At 59.9% G+C, this 13466-nt stretch carries 14 protein-coding genes and 2 pseudogenes; 4 read left to right on the top strand and 12 right to left on the bottom strand.

Features of this window, described 5'->3' with window-relative positions:
- Positions 1–8 precede the first annotated feature (8 nt).
- Genes rdgB through rph form a run of 3 tightly spaced genes read right to left on the bottom strand, consistent with a single transcriptional unit; the run spans position 9 to position 1793 of the window.
- Positions 9–653, bottom strand: a complete 645-nt coding sequence (gene rdgB, locus FZ934_RS18190) for an RdgB/HAM1 family non-canonical purine NTP pyrophosphatase (RefSeq protein ID WP_153272218.1) — start codon at positions 651–653, stop codon at positions 9–11.
- 7 nt (positions 654–660) lie between these two features.
- The gene (locus FZ934_RS18195) at positions 661–1077 is read right to left on the bottom strand and encodes a VOC family protein (protein WP_153272219.1); all 417 of its coding nucleotides are present in this window, start codon (positions 1075–1077) and stop codon (positions 661–663) included.
- A complete protein-coding gene (gene rph, locus FZ934_RS18200) occupies positions 1074–1793 on the bottom strand; it encodes a ribonuclease PH (protein WP_153272220.1) in 720 nt (239 codons plus the stop codon). Before rph ends, FZ934_RS18195 begins: the two co-directional genes overlap by 4 nt.
- Positions 1794–1969: 176 nt before the next feature.
- Between rph and hrcA the strand changes: the two genes are divergently transcribed.
- Positions 1970–3058, top strand: a complete 1089-nt coding sequence (gene hrcA, locus FZ934_RS18205; RefSeq protein ID WP_153272221.1) for a heat-inducible transcriptional repressor HrcA — start codon at positions 1970–1972, stop codon at positions 3056–3058.
- A gap of 4 nt (positions 3059–3062) precedes the next feature.
- Here the strand turns inward: hrcA and FZ934_RS18210 are convergent.
- Positions 3063–3496: pseudogene (locus FZ934_RS18210) on the bottom strand (GFA family protein).
- A gap of 219 nt (positions 3497–3715) precedes the next feature.
- Between FZ934_RS18210 and grpE the strand changes: the two are divergent.
- Positions 3716–4345, top strand: coding sequence for a nucleotide exchange factor GrpE (grpE, locus tag FZ934_RS18215; RefSeq protein ID WP_153272222.1), 630 nt, complete (start codon positions 3716–3718; stop codon positions 4343–4345).
- 51 nt (positions 4346–4396) lie between these two features.
- Here the strand turns inward: grpE and FZ934_RS18220 are convergent, their stop codons facing one another.
- The gene (locus FZ934_RS18220) at positions 4397–5341 is read right to left on the bottom strand and encodes a nucleoside hydrolase (RefSeq protein WP_153272223.1); all 945 of its coding nucleotides are present in this window, start codon (positions 5339–5341) and stop codon (positions 4397–4399) included.
- 263 nt (positions 5342–5604) lie between these two features.
- Here FZ934_RS18220 and FZ934_RS18225 point away from each other — a divergent pair, with 263 nt between their 5' ends.
- Both FZ934_RS18225 and FZ934_RS18230 read left to right on the top strand, forming a co-directional pair.
- Positions 5605–6036 carry an Hsp20 family protein gene (locus FZ934_RS18225; protein WP_113361217.1) on the top strand — a complete coding sequence of 144 codons (432 nt, stop codon included), beginning with the start codon at positions 5605–5607 and terminating at the stop codon, positions 6034–6036.
- A gap of 49 nt (positions 6037–6085) precedes the next feature.
- The gene (locus tag FZ934_RS18230) at positions 6086–6343 is read left to right on the top strand and encodes a DUF1150 family protein (RefSeq protein ID WP_056816791.1); all 258 of its coding nucleotides are present in this window, start codon (positions 6086–6088) and stop codon (positions 6341–6343) included.
- Positions 6344–6350: 7 nt separating this feature from the next.
- Here the strand turns inward: FZ934_RS18230 and trmB are convergent, their stop codons facing one another.
- The 7 genes and pseudogenes from trmB to FZ934_RS18265 form a co-directional block, all read right to left on the bottom strand.
- The gene (trmB, locus tag FZ934_RS18235) at positions 6351–7052 is read right to left on the bottom strand and encodes a tRNA (guanine(46)-N(7))-methyltransferase TrmB (RefSeq protein WP_153272224.1); all 702 of its coding nucleotides are present in this window, start codon (positions 7050–7052) and stop codon (positions 6351–6353) included.
- A pseudogene (metK, locus tag FZ934_RS18240) lies at positions 7049–8301 on the bottom strand (methionine adenosyltransferase). Before metK ends, trmB begins: the two are co-directional and overlap by 4 nt.
- A gap of 182 nt (positions 8302–8483) precedes the next feature.
- Positions 8484–8903: a helix-turn-helix domain-containing protein gene (locus FZ934_RS18245; protein WP_113361223.1), complete on the bottom strand. Its 420-nt coding sequence runs from the start codon at positions 8901–8903 to the stop codon at positions 8484–8486.
- Positions 8904–9055: 152 nt separating this feature from the next.
- On the bottom strand, positions 9056–10660 hold the full coding sequence (gene lnt, locus FZ934_RS18250; RefSeq protein WP_153272225.1) for an apolipoprotein N-acyltransferase: 1605 nt from the start codon (positions 10658–10660) through the stop codon (positions 9056–9058).
- 77 nt (positions 10661–10737) lie between these two features.
- The gene (locus FZ934_RS18255; RefSeq protein WP_153272226.1) at positions 10738–11889 is read right to left on the bottom strand and encodes a hemolysin family protein; all 1152 of its coding nucleotides are present in this window, start codon (positions 11887–11889) and stop codon (positions 10738–10740) included.
- Positions 11886–12401, bottom strand: coding sequence for an rRNA maturation RNase YbeY (gene ybeY / locus FZ934_RS18260; protein ID WP_153272227.1), 516 nt, complete (start codon positions 12399–12401; stop codon positions 11886–11888). Before ybeY ends, FZ934_RS18255 begins: the two co-directional genes overlap by 4 nt.
- The gene (locus FZ934_RS18265) at positions 12401–13453 is read right to left on the bottom strand and encodes a PhoH family protein (protein ID WP_153272228.1); all 1053 of its coding nucleotides are present in this window, start codon (positions 13451–13453) and stop codon (positions 12401–12403) included. The genes ybeY and FZ934_RS18265 overlap by 1 nt, the downstream gene beginning before the upstream one ends.
- Positions 13454–13466 lie beyond the last annotated feature (13 nt).

Below are 13466 nucleotides of genomic sequence, written 5' to 3' on the forward strand. Positions count from 1 at the left end.
GTTCGCCCTTAGGCTTCCAGGCAGGTTTCGACGAAAATCTTGAAGGCGCGGGCGCGGTGCGACAGGGCTTCTGCGTCGCCCGGCTTCCAGCCGTGCTTTTCTTCCGCGCTCATCTCGCCAAAGGTAGTCTCATAGCCTTCGGGTTGAAAGACCGGATCGTAGCCGAAGCCCTGGCTGCCGCGCGGCGGCCAGACGACAGCGCCCTCGACCTCGCCCCGGAAGAGTTCGGTGTGACCATCAGGCCAGGCAAGGCAGAGAACGCTGACGAAGCGCGCGGTGCGCTGTTCCAGCTTCGAAGCGCCGGCCTTTTCCAGAGCCGTCTCGACCTTCTGCATGGCCATTGCGAAATCGCGGGTGCCATCGGGTGTTTCGGCCCAATTGGCGGTGTAAACGCCTGGATCGCCGCCAAGGGCGTCGATAACCAGACCAGAATCGTCCGACAGCGCCGGCAGGCCGGAAGCCTCCGCCGACGCCAGCGCCTTGATCTTTGCATTTTCCTCGAAGGTCGTTCCGGTCTCATCTGGCTCGACGAAATTCAGTTCAGCCGCCGATTTCGCGGTGAAGCCGAGCGGTCCGATCAGGTCCTGGATTTCGCGGATCTTGCCGGCATTGTGGCTGGCAACGACGATGGTCTTGGTTTCGAGCTTGCGCATGGTGGTCCTATTCGATGCCCCAGATCCTGGCTTCAGCACATTCGAGGCTGTTGCCCGCGGGGTCGCGGAAATAGATCGATCGGCCGCCTTGCGGCCAGGTGACTTCGGACTCGATGGCAACGCCTTCGGACTTGAGCCGGCTGGCCATCGCATCGAGATTTTCCCTTGAGACACGGAAGCAGGCATGTCCCGAACCAGTTGTCCCGTGCGGCGGTACCTGCAGGGAGCCGGGTGCGGGCGGCTTGATCGTTTCCTTGGGATTGAAGATCAGCAGCACGCCTGCACCGCAGCGAAAGAAGACATGCCGGTCACCGCTCCGCGAGATCTTCGCAAGACCGAGAATGCCTTCATAGAAGGCTTCGGCCGTGTCGAGATCCTCAGCATAGAGCGCCGTCTCCAGCATGCCTTCCAGCATGTCGTTCATCCGGCGATGGCCTGCTTCTGCATGGCGACGAGCTCGGCGATACCGCCCTTGGCGAGCGCCATCAGCGATGCGAATTCCTCATCGGTGAAGGGCGTGCCCTCGGCCGTGCCCTGGATTTCGACGATGCCGCCGGTGCCCGTCATCACGAAGTTCGCGTCGGTTTCTGCAGAGGAATCTTCGAGGTAGTCGAGATCGAGGACCGGCTGATTGGCAAAGATGCCGCACGAAATCGCGGCGACATGGTCCTTCAGCACCCGCTCGACCTTGAGCATGTTGCGGCTTTCCATCCACTTCAGGCAGTCGTAGAGCGCAATCCACGCGCCGGTGATCGACGCTGTGCGCGTTCCGCCGTCCGCCTGGATGACGTCGCAGTCGAGCGTGATCTGGCGTTCGCCAAGTTCCTTGAGATCGACGACGGCGCGCAGCGAACGGCCGATCAGACGCTGGATTTCCTGGGTGCGGCCACCCTGCTTGCCGGTCGCAGCCTCGCGCTTCATGCGGTCGCCGGTCGCGCGTGGCAGCATGCCGTATTCAGCCGTGACCCAGCCCTTGCCGGTATTGCGCAGCCATGCCGGCGGCTTTTCCTCGACGCTAGCCGTGCACAGCACATGCGTATCGCCGAACTTCACCAGACAGGAGCCTTCCGCGTGCTTGGAGAAGTTGCGCTCGAACGAGACCTTGCGCATCTGGTCGGTTTTTCTGCCTGAGGGCCGCATAGAATTCTCCTGAAGCATGATGCCGGGACGATCAATCATCTTGGACAAGTCATGCGTGCTTATGTTGTTGAGAGCTTCTACGATTGGCAGCGCTCATTTGCAATTTCCCTTTTGCCGCTGCTCTGAGATTGGCTATATTTTGTCGGATCATTGTCAGCACGGATACACAAAGTTTCATGGAGTTCAGATCGACGTCGGTTTCAGATGCCGTGGCTGCGCTGGATGAACGCTCCAAGGAAATCTTTCGCCGCATCGTAGAGGGCTATCTGGAAACGGGTGAGCCGCTCGGCTCCCGCAATCTGTCGCGGATTTTGCCGATGTCGCTGTCGCCAGCCTCCGTGCGCAACGTCATGAGCGACCTGGAGGAACTCGGGCTCATCTATTCGCCGCATGTGAGCGCCGGCCGCCTGCCGACGCAGATCGGGCTCCGCTTCTTTGTCGATGCCTTCATGCAGGTGGGAGACCTCTCCGCCGAGGACCGTGCCAACATCGACCGGCAGGTGCGCGCCGAGAGCCGCGACAATCCGATGGAACTGATGATGAACGAGGCAAGCCGAATGCTGTCGGGCATTTCGCGCGGTGCCGGTCTCGTCATTACCTCGAAGAGCGATCCCGTCCTCAAGCATGTCGAATTCATCCGGCTTGAGCCGACCAAGGCGCTTGCGGTGCTCGTTGGTGATCACGACCAGGTGGAAAACCGTATCATCGAGCTTCCAGCCGGCGTGACGTCGTCGCAGCTGACCGAGGCCGCCAATTTCCTCAATGCGCACATGACCGGCCAGACGCTGCCGGAGCTGAGCAATCAGCTGAGCCGGCTGAAGGACGAGGTGCGCAGCGAGCTCGATACATTGTCACAGGCGCTCGTGGAGCGTGGCATCGCCGTCTGGTCCGGCAGCGCCGACGAAGGCAAGCCGGCGCAGCTCATCATTCGCGGTCGTGCCAATCTGTTGGAGGGTCTCGCCGGCGCGGACGATCTCGACCGCCTGCGTATGCTGTTCGACGACCTCGAGAAGAAGGACAGTCTGCTCGAGCTTCTCAATCTTGCCGAAAGCGGCCCGGGTGTGCGGATTTTCATCGGCTCGGAAAACAAACTTTTCTCGCTCTCCGGCTCGTCGCTGATCGTTGCGCCCTACCGCGATGACGACGACCGCATTGTCGGCGCCGTAGGGGTCATCGGCCCGACGCGGCTCAACTATTCGCGCATCGTCCCGATGGTCGATTACACCGCCCAGCTGATGACGCGCCTGTCACGTGGTACGAAATAGGCCGCTACTCCGGCAGCAGGTCGCCCGAACCGCCCATCTCAGCCGGCATGTCCTTGTACTTCGGCAGCCCGTCGCGGATCCGCAGCACGCTTTCCTGATAGTTCACATGCAATGCGGGGACATACTTGAAGTCGGGCAAGAGTGCCGCGTAGACATCGGTAACGCCCCACGTCGGATGCTCGGTATAGAGATGGCCGCCGCATAGCTCGCAGAATTTTCGCACGCTTGTATCGGACTTCTGATAGCCCTCGACATGTTCCCCGCCCTTGGTAACGCGGACAGACTGCGGCTGCCACAGCGTGAAGGCGTTGACCGGCCCGCCGACCAATGCCGGCAGGAGGCGCAATGGCAATAGCCCATCGCCACCGGTTCGCCGGTAGCGACAATCTCCACGGCACCGCAAAAGCAGCGCCCCGAATAGCTCTTCTGATCGTTCATGGTGGCAGCTCCCTGACCGGAAAAGGTCGAAGCACTGGGATATTTAGTTATCACTAAAATAAAAGAACTTTAGCGGGAGCAAGTCAAGGCGGCTGATACCAGGGAAGAGGACTCTGCCTGGCCAGCATCGCATGCTTTTCGGTCACGCAGACTTGATTTTTGCCCGCCAAAGCTCGATATCGGGCACATCCTGAAAGACACCAATTACCGGAGAACGTCATGACTGACGAAACGACGAAGAACGGACCTGACGCCGCCGCGGCCGAAGCTGCAGCAGACGCGGCCGCAAACGTCGAAAACGAGGCCACCGAAGACACGGCGCAGCCCGATCCATTGGCTCTCCTCAAGGCTGAAAATGCCGAGCTGCGCGATCGTTATCTGCGCCTGGCTGCCGAAATGGACAATCTGCGTCGCCGCACGGAGCGTGAGGTCAAGGACGCCAAGACCTACTCTGCCGCTGGCTTCGCCCGTGACATGCTGGCGGTCTCGGACAATCTGCGTCGCGCCATCGATGCTGTCCCGGAAGAAGCCAAGGCTGCTGGCGATGCCGGTCTCAATACGCTGATCGAAGGCGTCGAGATGACCGAGCGCTCGATGCTGTCGGCGCTTGAGCGTCACGGCGTCCGCAAGCTGGAGCCGGTTGGCCAGAAGTTCGATCCGAACTTCCATCAGGCGATGTTCGAAGTTCCGAACCCCGAAGTGCCCAACAATACGGTCGTTCAGGTCGTTCAGGCTGGCTACACAATTGGCGAGCGCGTTCTGCGTCCTGCCATGGTCGGCGTCGCCAAGGGCGGCCCGAAGCTTGTCGAACCCGAAACCAATTCGATCTTCGACCAGAAGGACGCTTGATCCGATCGGCCCGCTCCCGCGGGCCTGATCTTTCCGGCGCCCTTATAAGCTTTAGATGCGGGCGAAGCGCTCGATCAGCAGATCGAAGAAGCCGTCCGCTTCAACGTCACGCATGACCTGCGCGTTGCGCTTGCGGTCGGTGACGTGCCACCAGTCGACAACGGTCATGCCGACCGTCAGCTCCGACTTCACCTCGATCTCCACGTTGCAGGTCCGGCCCTTGAAAAGCTCCGGCTTCAGGAGATAGGCGATCACGGTCGGATCGTGCAGCGGGCCGCCGTCCGAACCGTACTTCTCGATATCGAAGCGCTCGAAGAATTCCAGCATCTCGACCATGGCGATTGCCGGGCGCGTGCCGAGATCGGCCATGCGCTTGACGCGGTCCTTGCGGGTCAAGAGCTTGTGCGTGACGTCAAGCGGCATCATCACGATGGGGACGCCAGAGCGGAACACGATGTCCGCGGCCTCGGGGTCGACGTAGATATTGAATTCGGCCGCCGGGGTGATGTTGCCGCCTTCGAAGAAGCCGCCGCCCATCATCACCAGTTCGCGGACGCGCGGGATGATGTCAGGTGCCTTCTGGAATGCCAGGCCGATATTGGTGAGCGGTCCGAGCGTGCAGAGCGTAACGGCGCCCTCCGGCTCGCTGCGTAGCGTCTCGATGATGAAGTCGACCGAATGCTGTGCCTGCAGCGGCATCGTGGGTTCATCGAGAACAGGGCCATCGAGGCCTGTCTTCCCGTGCACGTGCTCGGCGGTCACCAGCTTGCGCGCGATCGGCTTGTCGGCGCCTGCGAAGACCTTCGTATCGGTGCGGTCGCAGAGTTCGCAGACAATGCGCGCATTGCGGCTGGTATAGGAGAGCGGCACATTGCCGGCGACCGTCGTGATGCCCAGGACCTGAAGCTCTTCCGGGCTTCCGAAGGCCAGCATGATCGCGGCGGCATCGTCCTGACCTGGGTCGGTATCGATAATTATCTTTCTCGGGTCTGCCATTCCAGTTGTTCCCATCCTCCTAGGTGTCATCCTCCTAGGTGCTTTTCTTCTTGGTTTGCACCATTGGTCCATCGCCCGCTGCAAATCGGCGCAGCCGCTGCGGGCACGATTTGATGCGAGGCGCCGTCAGCTTTGTCAAGCGAATGCAAACGGGCCGCACCGAGCTTTGCCTTGCGTAGGGGCGTCGCAGTTCCCATATTAGAACTATCCGGATGCTGAGCGTCAGGTCCGGCAAGGTCGCTTGAATCAAGGACTTGATGACTATGAGCCGCATTACACCCTTCGCCAGCCCGTTGCTTCTGGGCTTCGATGCCATGGAAAAAACGCTTGAGCGCCTTTCCAAGGCCAGCGATGGATATCCGCCGTACAATATCGAACGCATTGCCGCGGATCGCTCAGCAGGCGATCCGGAGCGGCTGCGGATCACGCTCGCCGTTGCCGGCTTCAGCGAAGAGGAACTCGACGTGTCCGTCGAGGAAAATCAACTGTCGATTCGTGGTCGCCAGGTCGATCAGGGCGAGCGGGATTACCTCTATCGCGGCATTGCAGCGCGCCAGTTTCAGCGCACCTTCGTGCTGGCCGACGGCATGCAGGTTCTCGGCGCAAGTCTTAAGAACGGTCTCCTTTCAGTAGATCTCATTCGGCCGGAACCGGCCCGTATGGTGAAGAAAATTAACATTTCGGTCTCACAGTAGAACAACGGCACTGTTTGAGCCGTTGGTCCCTTCTCATGGAGGTACAGGAATGTTGATGAAAGAAGCCAATTCGCACCTGACCAAAACCGAACTTGCCGGTATCGGCAACGGCGAGGTCGCATACATCCGCAAAATACGGTCTGAAGACGTATCCAGATGCTTTCCCGAAGCGCCGGATATCGATCCAAGCGTCGACCTTTGGGCGCTGTTCGGCGCAGACGGCACGCCGATCCTGCTGACGGACAATCGTTCCAGCACCTTCTTCAAGGCTGCGGAAGATGAACTGAAAACGGTGAGCCTGCACTAACGCAGGCTCAGACTCGCTTGAATGTGAGATAGGCGGACGATCTGCCTTCGCGACGCGCTTTCGCCTCGTAGCGCGTGCTCGGCCAGCCCTCGTAGGGCGTCAGCCAGTCGGCGGCGTTTTGTGCCAGCCACTCGAAGCCGCCGTGGTCGCGGCACTTCAAGAGCGTCCAGTTGATGTAAGTATCGATATCAGAGGCAAAGCAGAACAGCCCGCCAGGCTTCAACACGCGGTGGAAACGGTCGAGATTCGTCTTTGAGACGAAGCGGCGCTTCCAGTGCTTACGCTTTGGCCACGGATCCGGATAAAGCAGATCGATCTGGTCGATCGAGCCATCGGGCAGCCAGTCCAGCAGTTGCGTCGCATCGTCGTTGTAGACGCGGACATTGCGAGCTCCGGCGTTGTCGACGCTCGACAGCAGCTTCTGCATGGAATTGATGAACGGCTCGACACCGATGAATCCTGTCGAGGGCGTTTCCAGCGCGCGATGAATGAGATGCTCGCCGCCGCCGAAGCCGATCTCCAGCCGCAGCTTTTCGACGGGCACCGGCCAGAGGTCCTTCAGCGGCTCCGGTGGAGCCGCTGAGAGATCGATGATGAACGCCGGAAGCAGGGTGTTCAGCTTCTCCGCCTGTTGTTCGCGAAGCGCTTTCCCTTTGCGACGACCGAAGAAGGCTTCGGTCGCGCGTCCGCGGCGTTCCATGTCGGTCATGCTGCTTCCTTGACCTTGACGGCTTCCTTGAGGCCCTTCACGAGGTCCGTGCGCTCCCAGGAGAACGAGCCGTCGCGACCAGCCTTGCGGCCGAAATGGCCGTAGGCCGAAGTCTTGGCGTAGATCGGCTTGTTAAGGTCGAGGTGACGGCGGATGCCCGTCGGCGACAGGTCCATGTTCTTGCGGATCGCGGCTTCGACCTGATCTTCCGTCACGCCCTTGCCGGTGCCATGCAGGTCGACATAGATCGACAGCGGCTGTGCAACGCCGATGGCGTAGGAGAGCTGGATCGTGCAGCGGTCGGAAAGGCCGGCGGCAACGACGTTCTTCGCGAGGTAGCGCGCAGCGTAGGCAGCGGAGCGGTCGACCTTGGTCGTGTCCTTGCCGGAGAATGCGCCGCCGCCGTGCGGAGCGGCACCGCCGTAGGTGTCAACGATGATCTTGCGACCGGTCAGGCCGGCGTCGCCGTCAGGGCCGCCGATGACGAACTTGCCGGTCGGGTTGATGTACCACTTGCAATCGCTGGCGATCGGCAGGTCGCCGAGAGCTTCGCGGATGTAGGGTTCGACAACGGCACGAACCTTCTTGGAATCCCAGCTGTCGTCGAGATGCTGGGTGGAAAGAACGATCGAGGTCACTTCAGACGGCTTGCCGTCGACATAGCGGACAGTCACCTGGCTCTTAGCATCGGGCCGAGCTTGGCAACATCGCCGTCGCCCTTCTTGCGGGCGGTGGCGAGCAGCTGCAGGATCTTGTGCGAGTAGTAGATCGGCGCCGGCATGAGGTCAGGCGTTTCCTTGCAGGCGTAACCGAACATGATCCCCTGGTCGCCGGCACCTTCGTCGCCCTGCTGGTCGGCGGCATTATCGACGCCTTGGGCGATATCGGCTGACTGCGAGTGCAGGAGCACGTCGATCTTCGCCGTCTTCCAGTGGAAGCCGTCCTGTTCGTAACCGATGTCCTTGATGGCGCGGCGGGCGGCGGCCTTGAACTTCGACGGGTTGATGACGTCGTTGCCGTCCTTGTCCTTCTTCATCAGGCTCGGCGGAAGGCGAACTTCACCGGCGATGACGACGCGGTTGGTGGTGGCCAGCGTTTCGCACGCAATGCGCACGCCCCAGGGGTTGACGCCGGTCTTCGCCGCTTCGCGGTAGACCAGATCCACGATCTCGTCGGAGATACGGTCACACACCTTGTCCGGATGACCTTCGGCAACTGACTCGCTGGTGAAGAGATAATTGGCGCGCATTTCGGGATTTCCCTCAAAGAACAAAAGCTGCGTAGTAGGTACCCAGTTCAGGCGCGAAAAACAAGCGTAGAAGGACATAAATATATCTTTATGTCTGCGGCAAAGTGGCAAAATATGCCCCAAAATGCAGAAAAAGCGGCTGTTTAGACCGCTTTCCCAAAACTCTCTATTTTTATAGGCGATTATTCGCTGTCGGCTTCGGCTGCGAGCGCCTTGACCAGTTCGACCACCTTCCGCCGGACCTTCGGGTCGGTGATCTTGACGAAGGCCCGGTTGAGTTGCAGGCCCTCGGAGGAGGAGAGGAAGTCGACCACGTAGTTGGAACTGGAGGCCTCTGCCATGCCGGTCAGCATGCCGGAGTGTTCGCCGGGTGCGTCTTCGAAGAAGAACGAGACCGGTACGTTCAGGATGCTGGAAATATTCTGGAGGCGGCTGGCACCGACGCGATTGGTGCCTTTTTCGTATTTCTGGATCTGCTGGAATGTAATGCCGAGGCTTTCCCCTAGTTTTTCCTGGCTCATTCCAAGCATTGTTCGACGGAGGCGAATGCGGCTGCCGACGTGGATGTCGATGGGGTTCGGCTTCTTCTTATTTTCAATCATGGTCCTGCCCTAACAATAATTTTCAACCTTGTTCAAACCGGCATGCCCAAACCCATCCCCAAAACGCCACGTTGCAAAGCTTTGATTAATCACCCTGAAACATACGTTAAGAACGCCGATCGCAACCACTATGCAATTTTAGGGGTTTTGGGTCAATTCTGCTTGAAAACAAAACCAAAACGCGAACCGGTCGCAATTACAAACAGAAGTATTTCGATCAACCAGAAGTACCTTTGCCGTGCATATGTCGAAGAGCTACTAAACGCACTTCCATCAAGGGTTGCGTCGATAAAACCCGTTTCATTGAGTGCGAGACCGGCAATCACGCGGCCCTTGGCGTCGACGAGAGCCGAAATCCCGCTGTTGCCATCGCGAATCAATGGCAAACCGGTCTCCACGGCGCGCACACGCGCCTGTTGAAAGTGCTGGTAAGGTCCGGGCGTCGCACCGAACCACGCATCGTTGGTGATATTAAGAATTGCCGCGGCCGAACCGATGTCACCGGTCATTTCGTCGGGGAATATGATCTCGTAGCAGACGAGCGGGTAAAGCTTGAGGCCACTGGGTAGCGTCAGGAGTTGGCGGTTGGCGGCGGACGAAAAGCCGCCCGGCATCTCCACGATGTTCTGTATGCCAAACTCGTTCAGGATGCTCTCGAACGGCATGTATTCGCCGAAGGGCACAAGATGAACCTTGTCGGCGGCGCCGATGATCTGGCCGCGACCGTCGATCATGTAGATCGAATTGTAGTAGCGCGGCGGGTTCCCCGGTCCCATGTCTTCGACGCGTACCGCGCCGGCGAGGAGGATCTGGTTGTCGTCGAGGGTGTCCGCAATCCGCGTAAGAGCGTCCTGATTGTCCGTGAGGATGAAGGGGATGGATGTTTCCGGCCAGACGATGATATCAGGCTTCTTGCCGCCATCCTTCGGCGGTTCGGCCGAAAGCTTCAGGTGCTTCTCGAAGATCGCAGCGCGATCCCCATCGCTGTCCATTTTCGCAGTCTGCTCGATCATCGGCTGGACGAGACGAACGACCGGGCTCTTGTCGTCGGCTTTCTGGGTTGGGGTGGAAGGGCCATAGAGCGTATAGGCGCCATAGCCGAGATGCGCCGCAAAGATCAGGGCGGCGAGCGGCACGCCGAGCTTGGCTCCCTGTCGTGTTCCGAGAAGGGCCGGCGCGCTGAAGACGAAAACGGCAAGAGCGGTGATCCCCATGATGCCGATCACATGTGCCGACTGCATCATCAGCGGAACGGGCGTCATTGCGTAACCGATTGCATTCCAGGGAAAGCCGGTGAAGACCACGCTTCTCGCCCATTCCAGCAATCCGAAGCTAGCGGCAAGTGCTGCAATTCGACCTATGCCGTCGGACCAGAAGATACGTGCCAGCGCGGTCGCAAGGCCGTAGAAGATGGCGAGAAGGGCAGGCAGGCCGAAGATTGCAAGCGGCAATGCCCAGGCAAACTCTTCCGCATCGATCATCAGGGCATGGCCAAGCCACCAAAGGCCGCCGACAAAATAGCCGAAGCCGAACAACCATCCGATGACGAAGGACGGCCAGAGGCGTCCAATGGGGTTGCTGTTCGGCGCGGCCGCCGAGCCATCGATCAGCCACACCAGCAGCGTGAACGAAACGAACATCGCGGCAAAGAAGCCGATCGGCGGAAGCGCCAGGACTCCGAATGCGCCGGCAAACACTGCCAGCAGCATTCTCCTGAAACCCCAGACCAGGATAACCTTGTCCGCAAGTCGCTCCATGCACACCCCGCCAAGCCGCGAATCAATCAGGACCGCAGTCTTTCAAAAAAGGCACTGTTTGTCGTGGCTTGTGGCGATCAGTTTGCCGTGGGAACCTCGGTCTGTCGATCATCGCCATGCTCCGGCCCGGACAAGCCATCGCCGTCCGTCTTAACGCGCCGGCGGAGAGCCTGGCGCTTGCGGGTAATCCGCACGCGCTTGATGCGTCGGGGATCGGCATCCAGAATGTGGAATTCGAAACCGGGCAATGCCTGCACGACCTCGCCGCGCACAGGAATGCGGCCGAGTTCGGAGAAGATAAGGCCGCCAAGCGTGTCGACTTCGTCGACCTGTTCGGCGATGTCGAAATCCGAGCCGATCGCCTCGGCGATCTCCTCGAGCTCGACGCGCGCGTCGGCAACGAACATGTCTTCGGAGATACGCTTGAACATCACCTCTTCGTCGTCGTGCTCATCGTCGATATCGCCGACGACCATCTCGACGATGTCCTCGTGCGATGCCAATCCGTCGGTGCCGCCATATTCGTCGATGACAAGCGCCATCTGGGTGCGGTTCACCTGCATGCGGCGCAGCAGATCGGCGGCGAGCATGGACGGCGGAACGAACAAAATCTTGCGGACGATACCGGCCTCGGTCAGCGTCTTTTGAAGATCCACGCGAGACAGATCGAAGTTCGGTCTGGCGACGCGAGGTGTCTTCTGCAGGTGTTCAGGCGAAACCTCGACAAGCGGATCGGCCGGTTTCGCGGCCTTCGTGCTGCCGCGGCGTTTGTTGCGCGCCTGCTTGGCGATGTAGGACAGCAGGTCGCGGATATGGACCATGCCACGCGGATCATCGAGAGTATCGGCGTAGACAGGCATGCGGGACCGGCCGGATTCCTCGAAGAGGATCATCAATTCGCCGATGGTGATGTTTTGATCGACCGCCTCGATGTCGGCGCGGGGCACCATGACATCGGCAACACGCACTTCGCGGAAGCGAAGGATGTTGTGCAGCATCGCCCGTTCGTCGGGCGAAAAGACATCACCGTCGGCCGCGTCGGTCATCAACGCATCGGCGATGTCCTCACGGAGGCGAGAGCCTTGCTGCGGTCTCAGGATGCGCGCAGCGCGCGACCAGAAGGATTGGGATCGTCCGGACTGCCTGCTACTACTTCCACCCTCGTCTGAGGAGGAGGATTGGTCGGCGTCCTTGGCCTCTGCGGCCGGTCTCGTCGTAAAGTCGCTCATGGTTCCATTTTAAGGTCTTGACCCTCGTATGGGTCAGATAGGCCGAGTTCCGCCAAAATGCGAGTCTCTAGCCCCTCCATTATCTCGGCTTCAGCATCATTATTATGATCGTAGCCGAAGAGATGCAAGAAACCGTGTACCATCAAATGGGTGAGATGGTCATCAAAGCTCTTCTCGAGTTCGACGGCCTCCCGCTCCACGGTCTCTCTTGCGATGATGATATCGCCGAGCATTGGCCCCGGCACTTTGCCCGGCTTCACCGGGAAGGCCGGAAAGGATAGTACGTTGGTCGGCTTGTCCTTCCCACGCCATTCGGCATTGATGTCCTGGATGGAGGCGTCGTCGGTGAAAACCAGCGAGACCTCGGGCACCATTTTCGGAAAAGGCTGCTTGACCGTCTCACGCAAGTAGGTGGCCGCCGTCTCCAGCACCCGATCCGCCAATGCATGCAACACATCTTCGGAAGGCCAGTCGCCTTCCTCGATGCTGATCTGTATGTCGAGTTCGGGCATCAATCCTGCCGGCTGGCGTCCTCTGCTTCCGCGATGTAGGTCGAGTCGTAAGCCTTAACGATGCGGCCGACAAGCGGGTGACGCACGACATCGGTATCACGGAAGCGGACGATCGAGATGCCTTCCACGCCGTTCAGCAGCTGAAGAGCCTCGACCAGTCCGGATTTCACGCCTCGCGGCAAGTCGACCTGGCTCGGGTCGCCGGTAATGATCATGCGCGAGTTCTCGCCGAGACGCGTCAGGAACATCTTCATCTGCATCGATGTCGTGTTCTGCGCTTCGTCGAGAATGACTGCGGCGTTCGCGAGTGTGCGTCCACGCATGAAGGCAAGCGGAGCGATTTCGATGACGCCGGCGGTGATTGCACGATCGACCTTGTCGGCCGGCATCATGTCATAGAGCGCATCGTAGAGCGGGCGAAGATAAGGATCGACCTTTTCCTTCATGTCGCCCGGCAGAAAGCCGAGCCGCTCACCCGCTTCGACGGCCGGACGAGACAGGATGATCTTTTCAACGGCACCACGCTCCAGCAGCTGCGCTGCATGCGCGACCGCGAGATAGGTCTTGCCGGTACCGGCCGGCCCGACACCGAAAACCATCTCCGAGCGCTCCAGTGCGCGGATGTAGGCGTCCTGGGTCGGCGTGCGGGCGATGATTGTCTTCTTGCGCGTGGAAACCTGCGCCATCGTCAGCTTGGCCTTACGCTCCAGGGTCGGCAGGCTCAGCTGATCGTCTGCTGCGACCGCCATGCGGATCGCGCCTTCGACATCGGATCTTTCCACGCTGCCGCCTTTCTGAAGCTTCTCGTAAAGATAATCGAGCGTCCGTCGTGCCTGATTGGTGGTAACGATGTCGCCGGTAATCACCACGGAATTGCCGCGCGCTCGGGCATCGATGTTGAGACGCTCCTCGAGCAGCTTCAGGTTCTGGTCAAATTGACCGAAAAGCTCACTGGCGAACCGATTGTTCTCGAACGTCAGGACGAAGTGATTGGCGTCGCTCGCTATGCGTGGGTGGCGCGGTGAAGAAGAAACCAATTCTTGTCCGTTCAAGCGGTCAGGCTCC

The sequence above is a fragment of the Rhizobium grahamii genome (genome assembly GCF_009498215.1).
GTDB classification, from domain to species: domain Bacteria; phylum Pseudomonadota; class Alphaproteobacteria; order Rhizobiales; family Rhizobiaceae; genus Rhizobium; species Rhizobium grahamii_A.

Coding starts and splice junctions, on each gene's coding strand:
- rdgB (WP_153272218.1), bottom strand. CDS start 653: ATGCGCAAGCTCGAAACCAAGACCATCGTCGTTGCCAGCCACAATGCC.
- FZ934_RS18195 (WP_153272219.1), bottom strand. CDS start 1,077: ATGAACGACATGCTGGAAGGCATGCTGGAGACGGCGCTCTATGCTGAG.
- rph (WP_153272220.1), bottom strand. CDS start 1,793: ATGCGGCCCTCAGGCAGAAAAACCGACCAGATGCGCAAGGTCTCGTTC.
- hrcA (WP_153272221.1), top strand. CDS start 1,970: ATGGAGTTCAGATCGACGTCGGTTTCAGATGCCGTGGCTGCGCTGGAT.
- grpE (WP_153272222.1), top strand. CDS start 3,716: ATGACTGACGAAACGACGAAGAACGGACCTGACGCCGCCGCGGCCGAA.
- FZ934_RS18220 (WP_153272223.1), bottom strand. CDS start 5,341: ATGGCAGACCCGAGAAAGATAATTATCGATACCGACCCAGGTCAGGAC.
- FZ934_RS18225 (WP_113361217.1), top strand. CDS start 5,605: ATGAGCCGCATTACACCCTTCGCCAGCCCGTTGCTTCTGGGCTTCGAT.
- FZ934_RS18230 (WP_056816791.1), top strand. CDS start 6,086: ATGTTGATGAAAGAAGCCAATTCGCACCTGACCAAAACCGAACTTGCC.
- trmB (WP_153272224.1), bottom strand. CDS start 7,052: ATGACCGACATGGAACGCCGCGGACGCGCGACCGAAGCCTTCTTCGGT.
- FZ934_RS18245 (WP_113361223.1), bottom strand. CDS start 8,903: ATGATTGAAAATAAGAAGAAGCCGAACCCCATCGACATCCACGTCGGC.
- lnt (WP_153272225.1), bottom strand. CDS start 10,660: ATGGAGCGACTTGCGGACAAGGTTATCCTGGTCTGGGGTTTCAGGAGA.
- FZ934_RS18255 (WP_153272226.1), bottom strand. CDS start 11,889: ATGAGCGACTTTACGACGAGACCGGCCGCAGAGGCCAAGGACGCCGAC.
- ybeY (WP_153272227.1), bottom strand. CDS start 12,401: ATGCCCGAACTCGACATACAGATCAGCATCGAGGAAGGCGACTGGCCT.